Here is a 13862-nt window from a genome sequence, read left to right as displayed (position 1 = left end):
AACGCCCGGTCCCATTCCGAACCCGGAAGCTAAGCCTGGTAGCGCCGATGGTACTGCAACCGAAGGGTTGTGGGAGAGTAGGACGCCGCCGAACTCAACATAAGCCCGGCCCCGGTCGAGAACCCCACGGTTCTCCCGGGGCCGGGCCTATTTCATACCCACACCCCGCCCGGCCCCACCGCGGCACCCGGGCGCGTCGTCGCACCCCGGGCGTGTCGTCCATCTGTGCACGCGCGTCGTCCATCCAGGAACGCGCGTCGTCCGGCTGTGCACGCGTGTCGTCCGGCCGTGCACGCGTGTCGTCCATCCAGGGACGCCGTGTCCCACACCCAGGCACCTCGTGTCGACCACTCCGGCACCCCGCGCCGAACGCTCGGGCACCCCCATGCCGACCACCCAAGCACGCGCGCCGACTCCCCGGGTACGCGCGTCGACCCTCCGGGCACGCCAAGGCCGAGCCTCGGGTGCGCGAGACGGCCGGTCGAGGCCGGTCTTTGCCGCTCCCGTACGAGTCTTTGCCGCTCCCGTACGAGTCTTTGCCGCTCCCGTACGGGTGTTTGCCCTTCGAGGACGGGTGTTTGCCGGTCGAGCGAGGTCAGGCGAGGGCGTAGCCACCGGAGATCGCCGGCCGAGACTGGGCTTGCCAGGCGTTGATCTCCCGAATCAGCTGAATGACCAAGACCGCCGATCCCGTGGTCAGCACGAACGCGGCGGTGTCGGCCAGCGCGGCGTTCCGCAGCGACTCGATCGTGGGCTCGCGGCCAACGCGCCAGGCGATCCAGTTGACCAGGTTGCCGCCGACGTAGAGGCGCCACCACCAGTCCAACCGGGCGCTGCCGCTCAGCGCGGACAGGTTCGGCTCGGCGCGGTTGGCCGGCTTGCTCGCCTTCCAGATGTCGCTCACCACCTGGAACGGGAACCAGAGGTTCACCACCGGGCAGATCCACGAGCCGACGACCCATCCTCGGCTGCGGTGGTGATGACCGATCGCCAGCGCCTCGGCGTTGAGCCTGACCCGCCACAGCCAGACGATGAACACGATCGCCGCGGCGACCATGATCACCAGCGATGCCAAGGACGTGACCAGCGTGATCTGGTCCGCGGTCAGGAGATCGGCGCGGGTCACGCCTGCGAGGTCGTTGAGATAGCCGTCGACGACTTGGCGCGTATGCCAATCCGACCACACGCTGAGGCCGTCCAATACGACGGACAGCCCGATCAGCGCCGACGCGGCGATGCCGAGGCCTCGTGCGTCGACCACCGGTCTCATCGGGCCTGGTAGCCCGTAGCCCGGTATGGGCCCAGTGGGTTGTTGATCCGTCACGGTCAAGCCCTTCTCCCCAGCCCGGGTTTGCCCCGGATTCCGAGGAGACATCGCTTCCCGCGGTCATCTCGTTTCAGTACTCGCAACCCTCGCTGGCATGTGCTAACTTTTGTTGGCATGTGCCAGGTGTGGTTATGAAGGTGACTGGGGACGACCTGGTGCAGGTGCTGGCGACCTTGGCCAACCCGCATCGGGTGCGCGTGGTCGCCGCGCTGGTGGGGGAGCGCAATTACGTGAGCGGCCTCGCCCGTCAACTGGGGATCAGCAGGGCGTTGCTGCAGGTGCATTTGCGCAAGCTGGAAGCGGCCGGGCTGGTCAGGTCACAACTCGAGCTTTCGGAGGACGGCAAGGCGATGAAGTTCTACGAGGTCACCCCGTTCGCCTTCCAGCTGACGCCGGAGTCCGTCGCGCTCGCGGCGCGGACGCTCACCGTGGAGAAGGGAACGCAGGAATGAACATCCGCGCTTGGGGGGAAGTGGCAGGCGTCATCGGCATTTTCGTGCTGCTGACGGTCGTGATCGCGGTGGCGATCTCGCAGTTCGCCGCGACGTGGCGGGCCAAGGCCGTCCTCGCGCGCGAGGAGGAGTACCGCAAGCTCGCCGAACGCGCGGTGAGCAGTCAGGAGAGCATCGAGCGGCAACTCGCGGACATGCAGGAACGGTTGCGGAGCGTCGAAAAGGTGCTCAAAGAAGTCGAATGACGACACTGGGCCGCCGAGCGGCAACTCGACGGCCCAGTCAAGCGAAGAAGGCTCAACTCGCCCGAGGGCGAGCACTCACAGAACACTCCTTGCACGAGAGGACTTTAGTTCATGCTGCGCACAAGCAGTGTGCCGATGGCCGAGCGGGTCGTCGGCTGGTCGGTCCGGCATCGGGCGATCGCGATCGCGGGCTGGCTGACGTTCGTCGCGTTGTCCTTGCTGGCGAGCGCGGTGCTGCCGGGGGAGAAGGCGAGCGGCGCCGACCCCGGCGAATCCGGCCGCGCGAAAGTCGCGTTGAGCACCCAGCAGGGCTCTGAGCTCCTGCGCGAGAACATCCTCATCCAGCCGATGTCCGACGCGGCCGCGAACGATCTGCTGGCGACGCTTCCCCGCGACGCGGTCACGGACATCAGCGGCCCGCTCATCTCCCAAGACGGCCGATCGGGCTTGGTGACTTTCGGTCTCAGGCAACCGGATGAGCAGGTCAAGGCCCACCTGAAGGCCGCGACCGACGCCGTCGCGCAAGTCGCGGCGCGGCATCCCGGGGTACGCCTGGCGCAAGCCGGCGACCTGAGCCTGAGCGGGGTGGTGGACAAAGCCGTCAGCGCCGACCTCGAGCGGTCGGGTCTCTTCTCCCTGCCGGTCACGCTCCTGATCCTGATCGCGGTGTTCGGCGCGCTGGTCGCCGCCTCCGTGCCGTTGCTGCTCGCGGGTACTGCGGTCTTGGCGGCCGTCGGGCTGGTCGGCGTGCTGCAGCGCTGGATGGCCGTCAACTCCGTGACGTACGCGATGATCCTGCTGATCGGACTCGCGGTCGGTGTCGACTACACGCTCTTCTTCCTTCGACGGCAACGCGAAGAACGCGCGGCGGGCCGCAGTGAGAGCGAGGCGTTGCGTATCACGGCGAAGACGTCCGGACACGTTGTGCTCGTCTCGGGCGTCACCGTGATGCTGTGCCTGGGCGGGCTGCTCTTCGTCGGGCTGGACAACCTGCGTGGTGCCGCGATCGGCACCGCGCTGGTCGTCGGTGTCGCGATGCTCGGCTCGGTGACCATGCTGCCCGCGTTGCTCTCGTTGCTCGGCGACCGGGTGAACCGCGGCCGGGTGCTGCGCCGCGTTCCGGCGAACGAATCGCGGATCTGGACTTCGGTGGCTCGCGGCGTGGTCAAGCGCCCCGCGTTGTGGGGTGGGCTCGCGGCGACGTTGCTGGTGGTGCTGGCTTTGCCCGCGCTGGGCATGCGTTTGCAGGACGCCGCCGTCGTGAACAGCCTGCCGCGTGATTTCCCCACGGTCGACGCCGCCGTCCGTATGCAGGAGGCGTTCCCCGGCTCGGCCTTGCCCGCACGAGTGGTCATCTGGGATACCAAGGGCGCCAATGCGGACACGCCCGAAGTACGCGCCGCGATCGAAGGCCTGCACGACGAGGTCGCGCGCAGCGGCGGCCTGCTCGCCGAACCGTTGGCCGTGATGAAGGTCGACAAAGCGATCGTCGTCCGCGTTCCGCTTGCCGGGGAAGGCACCGACGAACTCTCGAATCGTGCGCTGGAAGCCTTGCGCACCAAGGCTTTGCCCGCCACGGTCGGTAAGGTCGACGGCATCGGCTTCGCGGTTTCCGGCAAGACGGCGATCCCTCACGACATGGCCGAACTGGTGAGCGGCCGCGCGCCGCTGGTCTATCTCTCGGTCGGGGTGCTCGCGTTCATCCTGATCGGCTGGGCTTTCCGCTCACTGTGGATCCCGCTGGTCTCGATCGTGCTCAACCTGCTGTCGATCGGCGCCGCGTATGGGGCGCTGACCTGGATCTTCCAAGACGGCCACCTGTCCTCGGTGCTCGGCTTCACCTCGTACGGCGCGGTGGTCGGCTGGCTGCCGATGTTCCTGTTCGTGCTGCTGTTCGGGCTGAGCATGGACTACCACATCTTCATCCTCAGCCGGATCCGTGAACGATGGCGGTCAGGCGCGAGCCCGCGCGACGCCGTCGTCGGCGGGATCGGCACCAGCGCGGGCGTGGTCACGAGCGCGGCGACGATCATGGTCGCGGTGTTCGCCATCTTCGTCACGCTCAACGCCATCGAGTACAAGATGCTCGGCACCGGCATGGCGATCGCGATCCTCGTCGACGCGACCCTCGTGCGTGGAGTGCTGCTCCCAGCGGCGATGGCACTGCTGGGCGACCGGGCGTGGAAGCGGAGTCAGGCGCCGACGCGGGCGCAGGCACCGAGCGTTTCGGCGCCGTAGCGCTGGATTTCGGCTTCGATGTCGAGCTCGCCGCGTGCGTGCTCGGCGTCGTCGCCGATCAGGTCCGGCGGCACCAGCCAGCAGACCTCGAACTCGCTGCCGTCACGATCCTTGGCGTAGAGCCCTTTCGTCGTGCCGTGGTCGGCCGAGCCGACGAGCGCGCCCGCCGCCTTGAGCTTCTCCGCGCAGTCACGCAGATCCGCGAGCGTCGGCACCTCCCAGGCGAGGTGGTAGAGCCCGACCTGGTCCGAACCGGCGCTGCTGGGCGCGGCCTGGTCACCGACGCCGAACAGGCCGAGGTCGTGGTCATTCGCTGACTCCGGCGCCTGCAGGAAAACGGATTTCGGTGTGCTGTGCACGATCCGGAAGCCCAGAACGTCCACATAGAACTCAGCGCTGTGCCGCGCGTCGCGGACCCAGAGCACCGCGTGGTTCAGTCCCCTGATGGGCAAGATCGGCTCCTTTCGCCGGTCAAGGAAGTGCGAAGGAGGATCCGCCGCGCTCCCACCATGCCGAGTACACAGGAGTATCACCGACGAGTTCAAGATACCCCTGCTTGACCCGGTCACGAAGCCTGCCGATCTGCGGCGCGATCAGTGAATCGGTCCGCCAGGCGAGCACGAGTTCTCGGTAGAACGGGTTGCCCGCCAACGGGATCGTCGCCAGCCCCTGCCTCGGCGAGAAGCCGATCGGGTAGAGCGGGCAGACCGCGCCTGCCGCGGTGAGCGCGAACGCGATGTGCGAGTCGTTGGTGAGATGCGCGACCCGCTGCTCGAACCCGTTGTCCGCGCAGACGGTGCTGAAGAACTCGTTCATCCCGCTGTCGTCGGGTTCCGGCATGACCCAGGTCTCGTCGGCCAGCTCGCCGAGCCCGATCTCGCCGCGATCCGCGAGCTGGTGGTCCAGCCCGACGCCGACGAAGATCGGCTCGGTCAGCAGCTTGGCCTGGACCACGGATTCCGGCAGCCGCAGCGGAAAACGCGGGAACCGGCGCAGCACGGCGACGTCGAGCTCCCCGGAGCCGAGCAGCGTGGTCAGCATGGCCGTCGACTTGACCGTCCGGCTGGTGATCTCGCGGTCGGGGAACGCGTCACCCAGCGCGCTGACCAGCAGCCAGAACTGGTTCGCCGGGATACCGCCGACCCGGATCGGCGCGTACTCGGCGTCGCGCTGGGCGTTGAGCTGGGCGCGCCGCTCCAGTTCGCTGAACTCGACGAGCACCTTGCGCGCGTGCTCGATGACCCCGGCGCCGAGCTGGGTCGGTACTACGCCATCCGGGCTGCGCAGGAACAGCGGGCCGCCGATGTGGTGCTCGATGCGCTTGAGTTGCGTGGTCACCGCGGGCTGGCTGAGGTGCAGCTCGGCCGCCGCCCGCCGCAAGGTGCCCGCTTCCGCGATCGCGACCAGGAGCTCGAGGTGGCGGAAGTCCAGGTGCATGGCGTGATTCTACGGGCGTGATCCACATCAGTGGTGCCGTGTTATCGCCGAATGTAATAAGGCCGTTCAGGTGTGCGCGGTTCCGTGGCGGCTCGAACTGCCCTTACCGTGAAACTTCCCCGACCTCAGTGGTGGAGTCCCCCTTGTCGATTGTTTTGGAAGTCGCGCCTGAATACGGGCTGATCGATCAGTCCGTTGTCCTGTTGTCAGAACGGTCGCTGCACGATTTCCTGAGAGCCGCGAAGACGGAATACGCCGCCATCACGGCTGACGAGCCGAGACCGTGTTTCGCTGTCCTCATTGGACAGTCGGCCGGTTCTTCCTATGTGGTGGAGGAAATCGCGTTCGGACGGAACGCGCGCTGCAGCACGCCCGCCGCGACCGAGGAGTTCGCCTCGGCCATCGTCCCGCGTTTCGGTTCCGCGTACGAGAACCCCGTTCGTGCTTGGTGGCTCGATCCGGCGGATCTGCTGCGCATCTCGCGGCAGGCCGATGAAATGGGTGCGGAAATACTCGGGTCCATTCATCTGCATCCGGACTGGCACCGGCTCGGCCCGGAATCCGAACGGTGTCGTCCGCTGTCCGAACATCCGACCCCGATGGACGAGTACGTTTTCGGCAACAGCGGCTGGCCGGTCAATGTGGTCTGCTACCTCGAACGCAGGCACGGCGCCTTCTACTACACGCTCGCCGCCTGGAGCGCGGACTGTGATCCGATTCCCCTGCGCGTCAGCGCCCCGATCCCGGAGCCGCGCTGATGACGCCGCCCGACGAGGACGCCATCAAGGGCATCTGGGCGACCATGGCGCTGGCCTGGGAGAAGGGCGACGCGCGGCTGTTCGCCTCGGTCTTCGACGAGGACGTCTCGTTCGTCTCGGTCCGCGGCGAGGAGCAGACCAGGCGCGACGAGGTCGAGCAAGGCCATGCCCGGCTGTTCGCCACGGCGTACGCGGGCAGCCGGATGGAGCCCGACGTCCGGCTGGTCCGCCCGCTCGGCGACGACCTCGCGCTGGTGCACGTCACCTCTGTCGTCGTGCCTGCCGACGACAAGCCCGCCATGACGACCCACGCCCAGGCGGTCGTGCGCAGGCGCGGCGACAGCTGGTCGATCACCGCATTCCACAACATGATCCCGCTAGGAGCACCCCGATGACCCGGCCCCGCCTGCGCCACCTCGCCTTCGTCGTCCGCGACGCCGAACAGCTCGCGAGCTTCTATCGTGACCGGCTGGAGATGGAGATCTTCCACAAGGACCCGGACGGCAGCCATTTCCTCACCGACGGGTACCTCAACCTCGCGCTGATCCAGCAGCAGCTCGACGGCGAAGCATCCAGTGGCTTCAACCACTTCGGCTTCCAGGTGGACGACGTGGAGACCGTTTCGGACCGGTTCGCCGACGCCGGCGTGCCCCGGCCGGTCCAGCGGCCCAGCGACCGGCCGTTCGCCGAGTATCGGGCGATCGATCCGGAAGGGAACTGGTTCGATCTTTCCGAACACGGATACCTCCCGCCGCCGGCTTGAGGTCGAATTAAGGTGTGCCTCGACGTATTCTTTTCTATCATCGAGGTATGACCGCTGGGTCGCGACGGTACGCACGCTCGTGCCGTGAGCAGTACAAGCACATGTGCGGTGCCGGGAAGACCCCGGCTCCGCAGCCCGCCACGCCGGAAAAGGCGAATGGGGACGCCCCGGTGCGACAATCTCCTCCCGCGCGCTGAATTCGTTGGCAAAAAATGCGACGGCCGGGCCCGTGAATGCGGGTTCGGCACGCGTTCCGCGTCCCGGGTGTTGATCACTCGACGGTGTGAACCTGCCCGATGCGCGGCGCCCTGCCGTCCGCTTGCCGTGCCGCGGCCGCACGGCGCTCCGGCCACGTCAAGACGGCAAGTGGTCTAAACCTCGCTGCGTATTTGAATGACTACCCAGAATTGTGAATCCGGGTGGCCGTGATTCGGGTCACTGGCCATCCGATCGAGTTATGTAGCAAGGCTAAGAACCAGCGTGATAGCCCAGCATGGACCGGGAACGCCGGGTGCGGCCACGGTCGGACCATGGGCGGAAATCTCTTGGTTTGAGATCCGGTCAGAGTGGGTACCGAACATCTGTGGTCTGCCCTGGCCACGGTTGTGACCAGGGTATATGTGCCCTCGGCAGGACTCGAACCTGCGACCTAGAGATTAGAAGGCTCTTGCTCTATCCAGCTGAGCTACGAGGGCCGGCGGCGGCGACGGCTGCGGGTCACCCGGAAGCAGCTTAGTCACCGTCATCCACTCGATCGCTCGACACCGCCGAATCGTTTCACATTGGCCGGGAACTGTCGTTGACCTGGGCCCGCGGGCGCGCCGGGTGGGGCGGCGCGGCGCGCCCGCGGGGGTGGGCCGCTGCGCGGACGGCCCGGGTCAGGCGGTGTTCTGCTGCGTCCGTGCCCAGGAGCGAACTACCGCCTGACCCAGCTTTCAGCCGGTCACTCCCAGATCTGGATGGCTCTGGCCACGAACGGAGCCTGTGGCACGAAGGTCCCTCCTCCCGGGTACGTGGTGAAGTCGCCTTCGGTCGAGCAGTCCCGGCCCTGATAGACGGTGATCAGGCGATCCAGCCGATTGGCGAACGCGCGGCCGTCGAAATCGGCGGGTAGTGGGACGCATTCCTCGGGATTGGCCGTGCGTAAATCCAATCGGGTGATCTTGCCGCCGTAGAATTCATCGGTCCAGGCGCAGAATTCACCTTTCAGGCAGGCGAACTCCGGTGGCGGAGTACTCGCCTGGGCGACGCCACTGCCCACGATCAGGCAAGACGCCGTCAAAGCGAGCATGCGGGGCAGGTAGGCGCGGAGCTTGAGCGAACGTGTTTCCATGATGGGATTCCCCCTCGGTTGCGGTGCGAATGTCGTGATTCCACGATGACCCGGCGAGAGGGGATTGTCAGCCCGCATTTCTACTTCTGTGGATAAGTAGTTTCAGTTAACCCGGTTGTCCACAGATCGCGAAACGCCTATTGCGAAACGCGTTAGCGAGTGCTAGGGCCGGTCGAGCCGCGCACGATCAGCTCCACCGGCAGCGTCGTGGGCGGCGGCGGCCGCTCACCCGCCAGCAGCCGCAGTACCAGTTCGCCCGCCATCCGCCCCTTGCCGACCAGATCCTGGCGGACCGTCGTCAGCGGCGGCGTCGACCAGCGCGCGGGCGGCGCGTCGTCGAAGCCGATGACCGAGAGGTCGCGCGGCACTTCGAGGCCGAGCTGCTTGCCGACGCTCACCGCCGCCAGCGCCAGCTGATCGGACATGCACAGCAACGCGGTCGGCGGGTCCGGCCGGTCCAGCAGGCCGCGCGCGCCCGGCGTCGCGTCCTCGATGGACAGTCCCGAGGTCTCCCAGATCGCCACGTCCGACGCCGGGACGCCGGCCTCGGACAGCGTGTCCAGGTACCCGGAAAGCCGGTCGCGGTTGTCCCGGTACCGGCTGTTCAGTGCCGTCTCGATGGTCATCTCGCCACCACGCGGCGCGGCGAGGCACTGGGCGGACATGATGCCGAACCGCCGGTGCCCAAGCTCCAGCAAGTGCTTCGCGGCGGCCGCCGCACCGCCCCGGTCGTCGACGCTCACCCTGGCCGCGCCCCGCGCGAACGGCTGGTCGATGACCACCAGCGGCAGCCCCCGGTCGCGGACCGCGCGCAACGCGGGCGCGTCGTCGGCCAGCGAATACGCGACGGCCACGTCCGCCTGCGCGGCCAATATCCGGTCGGCGCGCGGGCCGCCCTCCTCACCGGGCAGCATCAGCAGCGCGTGCCCCTGGGTGTCGATCGCCGTCGCGAGCGCGTCGAGGGTGACCGAAAGCGCGGGGTCGGAGAACGCCGCCGAAAGCCCGGCGTCGAGCATGAACGCGACCGCTCCGGTGCGGCTGGTAGCGAGGCTGCGCGCGGTCGGATTCGGGCCGGTGTAGCCCAGCTTCTTCGCCGCCTTGAGCACCTCTTCGCGCAGGACGGCGGAGAGCTGGTCCGGCCGGTTGTAGGCGTTGGACACCGTCGCCCGCGAGACGCCCACCGCCTCGGCGACGTCGTCCAGCGTCGGGCGGCGACGTCGGGGGCTGGTCACCGGGCAAGTCTAGTGCGCGCGAAAACGGGTGGACTTTCTGAAGCGCTTCAGTCATTCTGGGGCAAGGGGGTTCACTGGAGGGAGCACCGGCTTGGATCGGCAGAAGATCGCGGTTTTCGTCGTGTTCGCGTTGAACGGCGGCGTGTACGGCTCGTGGGCGACCCGCGTGCCCGCACTGGCGGATCAGGTGCACGCCGGTCCCGGCGCGATCGGGCTCGCGCTGCTCGGCGCGAGCGTCGGGATGGTGGTGTCCACGACGTTCTCGGCCAGGTTGATGACCTGGATCGGCGCACGCGGCGTGATGATCATCGCCGGCGCGGCGAGCGCCGTCATCCCGATCCTGCTGGGCGTGGTGGGCACCGTGCCGCTGGTCTGGCTGGTGCTGTTCGCGCTCGGCATCGGCGTCGGGCTCGTCGACGTCGCCATGAACATGGGCGCGGTGCTGGTCGAACGGCGGACCGAACGCGCGATCATGCCCGTCTTCCACGCCGGGTTCAGCCTCGGTGGCCTGGTCGGTTCGGGTGGCTCGGCGTTCGCCGCCGCGCACGGTCTCGACCTCGCGCCGCATCTGGCCATCGTCGCGGCCGTCGAGCTGGCGATTCTCGCCGCGGTGGTGCGCTGGGTGCCCGGCGAGTCCCAGCCGCAGTCGACCGAATCCGCGCCGGCGGGCGGGGCGGTCCCGTTCCGCCGGATCGCGCTCTGGCTGCTGGCGGGCGTCGCGCTCTGCTCGGCCATCGCCGAGGGTGCGACCGCGGACTGGTCGGCGATGCTGCTGGTCAAGGTGCATGGCATGACCGAAGGCGCGGCCGCGCTGGCGTTCTCCGCCTTTTCAGTGACGATGATCGCCGCGAGGCTCGGCGGCGCCTGGCTGCAACGTATTTTCGGCCCTACCAAGACGCTCGCACTGGGCGCCGCAGTGGCGGGCGCTGGTCTGCTCGCGGCCGCGCTGGTGCCGGTCGCGTGGGTCGCGTACCCCGGGTTCGCGCTCGCCGGCCTGGGGCTGGCCGGGTCGTTCCCGATCGCGCTCAGCCTGGCGGGGGAGGCGGGCAAACGGTCCGACGGCAGCGGCGGCGAGCGTGAGATCGCCTTCGTCACCGGCATCGCCTACACGGGTTTCCTCGCCGGGCCGCCCGCGATCGGCGCCATCGCCGAGCTCACCTCGCTGTCGGTGTCCTTCGTCGTGATCGGCCTGGTCGGCGCCTGCATCGCGCCCGCCGCGCTACTCGCGCACCGGGCCAGGCTGCGCGAACGGGCCCTGCACCTCCCCGTCGGGTGACTCGCGCCATTGCTCGAACGGACGGTCCAGCGCCCACCCGGCGTCCGTCCGCTCGAGCACGCGCACCTCGCAGGTGTCCGGATTGGACAGTGACTCGAACAGCTCGACGCTCCAGCCGAACAACCGGCGGCAGAGCAGGCGGATGGTCAGCCCGTGCGACACGATCAGTGTCGTCTCGGGGTGGCCGTCGCCCGCGGAGTTCAGCTCGCTGAGGAACGCCGCGACCCGGTCGTCGACGTCCGCGCCAGACTCGCCGAACGGCAGCCGGTAGAAGAAGTGGCCGAACTCATGCCGCCGCTGCTTCTGGACCTCCTGGTCGAGCGGGTCCTGCAGATTTCCCCAGTCCTGTTCGCGCAGGCGGGGCTCGGGCACGATCCGCTCGCAAGCGCCGTCTAGGTCGAGCAGCCGCAGTGTCTCTTTCGTACGCAGATAAGGACTGACATACACGGCGATCCGCTCGCCGTTCAGCAGGTCTTTCAGCACCGGCCCGGCCTGGCGCGCCTGCTCGCGACCGGCTTCGGTCAGCGGCAGGGCATGGTCGGGGATCCGGGTGTAGGCGAGCTCGTCGACGTTGCCGAGCGACTCGGCGTGCCGCAGCAGGATGATCCGCACACAGGTATCTAACCCCTCGGGCATACCCTCGTTGACGTGTCTGCTGAAACCCCCCAGCGCAAAGTCAGCGTGCTGCCGTTGCTCTCGGTCGGCGTGGTCATCGCCGCGGTGGTGGCCGTCGGCCTGATCGCGCTGACCGGCGGCGCCGGGTCCGTCATCACCGGGCTGACCGACCCCGGCCTGGTCACCCGCTATGGCGTGACGGTGGTCCGCGTGCTCGCGGAGGCGGCTTCGGTGGTGTGCATCGGGTCCCTGCTGCTGGCGGCCTTCCTGGTGCCGCCGCAGGAGTCGGGCACGCTCGCGCCGAGCGGGTACGCGGCACTGCGGACCGCGGGGATCGCCGCCTGGCTCTGGTTCGTGGCGGCCACCGCGTCGATCTTGTTCAGCGCCGCGGACGGGGCTGGCAAGCCGATCACGGAGATGTTCTCGGCACGCACGCTCGTCGACCTGGTCGACGCCATCGAGCAGCCGAAGGCCTGGCTCTACACGGCGCTGATCGCGTTGCTGATCGCGCTCGGCTGCCGTCTCGCGCTCTCGTGGGGCTGGACGGCCGTGCTGTTCTTCCTGAGCGTCGGCGGGCTGATCCCGGTCGCCGTGACCGGGCACTCGGCCAGCGGCGGTTCGCACGACATGGCCACCAACAGCCTGCTGTTCCACCTGGTCGGCGCCGCTTTGTGGGTTGGCGGCTTGATCGCTTTGCTCGCGCTGGGCTGGCGGCGCGGCGCGGGACTGCCGCTCGCGGCGCAGCGGTTCTCGAAGCTCGCGCTGGTGTGCTGGATCGTCATGGCGATCTCGGGCGTGGTCAACGCGCTGGTCCGTATCTCGCCGTCCGATCTGTTCACCACGGATTACGGGCTGCTGGTCGTGGCGAAGACCGTCGCCTTGCTGCTGCTCGGGGTCTTCGGCCAGCAGCAGCGTCAGCGCGGGGTCCGTGAGGTCGCCGAGAACGGCGGCACGCTGCTGCGGCTCGCCGCGGTCGAAGTGATCATCATGTTCGTGACGATCGGGCTCGCGTCGGCGCTGGCCAAGACGCCACCGCCGCCGCAGACCACGTATCCGACCAACACCGAACTCCTCATCGGCTACCCGCTCGAAGCCGCCCCGACGGCCGCGCGGCTGCTCTTCGACTGGCGGTTCGACCTGGTCTACGGGTCGCTCGCGCTGGTGCTCGCCGCGCTGTACCTGGCAGGCGTGCGGCGGCTGCGTGCCCGTGGCGACGCGTGGCCGGTCGGGCGGACCGTGGCGTGGCTGGCCGGCTGTTTCGTGCTGCTGATCGCGACTTCGTCCGGGATCGGGTTGTACTCGCCCGCGATGTTCAGCGTCCACATGGGCAGCCACATGCTGCTGTCGATGGTCGCGCCGGTGCTGTTCGTGCTCGGTGGCCCGGTGACGCTCGCGTTGCGCGCGCTGCCCGCGGCGGGCAAGGGAGCCCCGCCGGGTCCGCGCGAATGGCTGCTCGCCTTCGTGCACTCGCCGGTCTCGCGGTTCCTCACCCATCCGGTGGTCGCGCTGCTGCTGTTCGTCGGGTCGTTCTACGGGCTGTATTTCTCCGGGCTGTTCGACTCCGCGCTCAACTACCACTGGGCGCACCTCGCGATGAACGCGCATTTCCTCCTGGTGGGCTACCTCTTCTACTGGCCGGTGATCGGGGTCGACCCGGCCCCGCGCCGGATCCCGGCGCTCGGCAAGCTCGGGATGATGTTCGCGGCCATGCCGTTCCACGCGTTCTTCGGCGTGATCCTGATGAACATGCAGACGGTCATCGGCGAGTCGTTCTACCGCTCGCTCAAGCTGCCGTGGGTCGGCGACCTGCTGATCGAGCAGCGCCTGGGCGGCGGCATCGCCTGGGCCGCCGGCGAGATCCCCGTGCTGCTGGTGCTGGTCGCGCTGCTGGTGCAGTGGGCGCGGGCGGACGAGCGGGAGGCCAAGCGCAAGGACCGCCGTGAAGAGGCGACCGGCGACCAGGACCTCAACGCCTACAACGCGATGCTCAAGCAGCTCGCGGACAAGGGCAAGGGATCGTAGCCGAAGGCACCGACAATTCCGCTCGGACCGGGCCCGGCCCGGCCGAGTTGTCCACATCGCTCCTCTTTGTCCACAGATTTCCGGCGGCGCCGTTCCCGGCCCCGTTCCGGCGGGAAGCTGGTCGCAGGCCCGGGACACGACGTCCCGGCACTGCGAAAGGTGAG

14 protein-coding genes, 1 tRNA gene and 1 rRNA gene are annotated in these 13862 nt (G+C 68.4%); 9 read left to right on the top strand and 7 right to left on the bottom strand.

What is annotated here, in order from left to right; all coding sequences use genetic code 11:
- Nucleotides 1-94: ribosomal RNA gene (gene rrf / locus BLV57_RS22960) — 5S ribosomal RNA — on the top strand; the annotation flags it as partial.
- Nucleotides 95-595: 501 nt separating this feature from the next.
- Here the strand turns inward: rrf and BLV57_RS22955 are convergent.
- On the bottom strand, nucleotides 596-1261 hold the full coding sequence (locus BLV57_RS22955) for a DUF4328 domain-containing protein (protein WP_176968753.1): 666 nt from the start codon (nucleotides 1259-1261) through the stop codon (nucleotides 596-598).
- A gap of 197 nt (nucleotides 1262-1458) precedes the next feature.
- Between BLV57_RS22955 and BLV57_RS22950 the strand changes: the two genes are divergently transcribed.
- The 3 genes from BLV57_RS22950 (at nucleotide 1459) to BLV57_RS22940 (ending at nucleotide 4262) form a co-directional block, all read left to right on the top strand.
- Nucleotides 1459-1779, top strand: coding sequence for an ArsR/SmtB family transcription factor (locus BLV57_RS22950; RefSeq protein ID WP_091291856.1), 321 nt, complete (start codon nucleotides 1459-1461; stop codon nucleotides 1777-1779).
- On the top strand, nucleotides 1776-2024 hold the full coding sequence (locus BLV57_RS22945) for a hypothetical protein (protein WP_091291854.1): 249 nt from the start codon (nucleotides 1776-1778) through the stop codon (nucleotides 2022-2024). Before BLV57_RS22950 ends, BLV57_RS22945 begins: the two co-directional genes overlap by 4 nt.
- Nucleotides 2025-2135: 111 nt before the next feature.
- On the top strand, nucleotides 2136-4262 hold the full coding sequence (locus BLV57_RS22940) for an MMPL family transporter (RefSeq protein WP_245757462.1): 2127 nt from the start codon (nucleotides 2136-2138) through the stop codon (nucleotides 4260-4262).
- Here the strand turns inward: BLV57_RS22940 and BLV57_RS22935 are convergent.
- A complete protein-coding gene (locus BLV57_RS22935) occupies nucleotides 4217-4714 on the bottom strand; it encodes a VOC family protein (RefSeq protein WP_091291852.1) in 498 nt (165 codons plus the stop codon). The two genes, BLV57_RS22940 and BLV57_RS22935, sit on opposite strands and share 46 nt — an antisense overlap.
- Before the next feature lie 19 nt (nucleotides 4715-4733).
- Nucleotides 4734-5699, bottom strand: coding sequence for a LysR family transcriptional regulator (locus tag BLV57_RS22930; RefSeq protein WP_091291850.1), 966 nt, complete (start codon nucleotides 5697-5699; stop codon nucleotides 4734-4736).
- Between the two features lie 143 nt (nucleotides 5700-5842).
- Here BLV57_RS22930 and BLV57_RS22925 point away from each other — a divergent pair, with 143 nt between their 5' ends.
- From BLV57_RS22925 to BLV57_RS43685, 3 genes are read left to right on the top strand one after another with little or no spacing between them, the layout of a single operon-like run.
- Complete coding sequence (locus BLV57_RS22925) at nucleotides 5843-6457, top strand: MPN domain-containing protein (RefSeq protein WP_091291849.1); 615 nt, start codon at nucleotides 5843-5845, stop codon at nucleotides 6455-6457.
- Entirely contained in the window at nucleotides 6457-6852 is a 396-nt protein-coding gene (locus tag BLV57_RS43690) for an SgcJ/EcaC family oxidoreductase (protein WP_218134857.1), read from the top strand. The genes BLV57_RS22925 and BLV57_RS43690 overlap by 1 nt, the downstream gene beginning before the upstream one ends.
- Nucleotides 6849-7220: a VOC family protein gene (locus tag BLV57_RS43685; protein ID WP_218134856.1), complete on the top strand. Its 372-nt coding sequence runs from the start codon at nucleotides 6849-6851 to the stop codon at nucleotides 7218-7220. The genes BLV57_RS43690 and BLV57_RS43685 overlap by 4 nt, the downstream gene beginning before the upstream one ends.
- A gap of 621 nt (nucleotides 7221-7841) precedes the next feature.
- On the opposite strand, the gene BLV57_RS22915 is transcribed toward BLV57_RS43685, so the two are convergent.
- From BLV57_RS22915 to BLV57_RS22905, 3 genes are all read right to left on the bottom strand, one after another.
- Nucleotides 7842-7915, bottom strand: a tRNA-Arg gene (locus tag BLV57_RS22915).
- A gap of 248 nt (nucleotides 7916-8163) precedes the next feature.
- Complete coding sequence (locus BLV57_RS22910; protein ID WP_091291847.1) at nucleotides 8164-8553, bottom strand: peptidase inhibitor family I36 protein; 390 nt, start codon at nucleotides 8551-8553, stop codon at nucleotides 8164-8166.
- A 152-nt stretch (nucleotides 8554-8705) separates the two neighbouring features.
- On the bottom strand, nucleotides 8706-9785 hold the full coding sequence (locus BLV57_RS22905; RefSeq protein ID WP_091291846.1) for a LacI family DNA-binding transcriptional regulator: 1080 nt from the start codon (nucleotides 9783-9785) through the stop codon (nucleotides 8706-8708).
- A 91-nt stretch (nucleotides 9786-9876) separates the two neighbouring features.
- On the opposite strand from BLV57_RS22905, the gene BLV57_RS22900 reads away from it, so the two are divergent.
- Nucleotides 9877-11061 carry an MFS transporter gene (locus tag BLV57_RS22900; RefSeq protein ID WP_245757461.1) on the top strand — a complete coding sequence of 395 codons (1185 nt, stop codon included), beginning with the start codon at nucleotides 9877-9879 and terminating at the stop codon, nucleotides 11059-11061.
- On the opposite strand, the gene BLV57_RS22895 is transcribed toward BLV57_RS22900, so the two are convergent.
- Entirely contained in the window at nucleotides 11005-11673 is a 669-nt protein-coding gene (locus BLV57_RS22895; RefSeq protein WP_091291844.1) for a histidine phosphatase family protein, read from the bottom strand. The two genes, BLV57_RS22900 and BLV57_RS22895, sit on opposite strands and share 57 nt — an antisense overlap.
- 36 nt (nucleotides 11674-11709) lie before the next feature.
- Between BLV57_RS22895 and BLV57_RS22890 the strand changes: the two genes are divergently transcribed.
- A complete protein-coding gene (locus BLV57_RS22890; RefSeq protein WP_091291842.1) occupies nucleotides 11710-13698 on the top strand; it encodes a bifunctional copper resistance protein CopD/cytochrome c oxidase assembly protein in 1989 nt (662 codons plus the stop codon).
- Nucleotides 13699-13862 lie beyond the last annotated feature (164 nt).

Source organism: Amycolatopsis xylanica (assembly GCF_900107045.1).
GTDB lineage: Bacteria > Actinomycetota > Actinomycetes > Mycobacteriales > Pseudonocardiaceae > Amycolatopsis > Amycolatopsis xylanica.
Note: the sequence above shows the minus strand (reverse complement) of the source record. Positions and strands in the feature narration are given on the sequence as shown.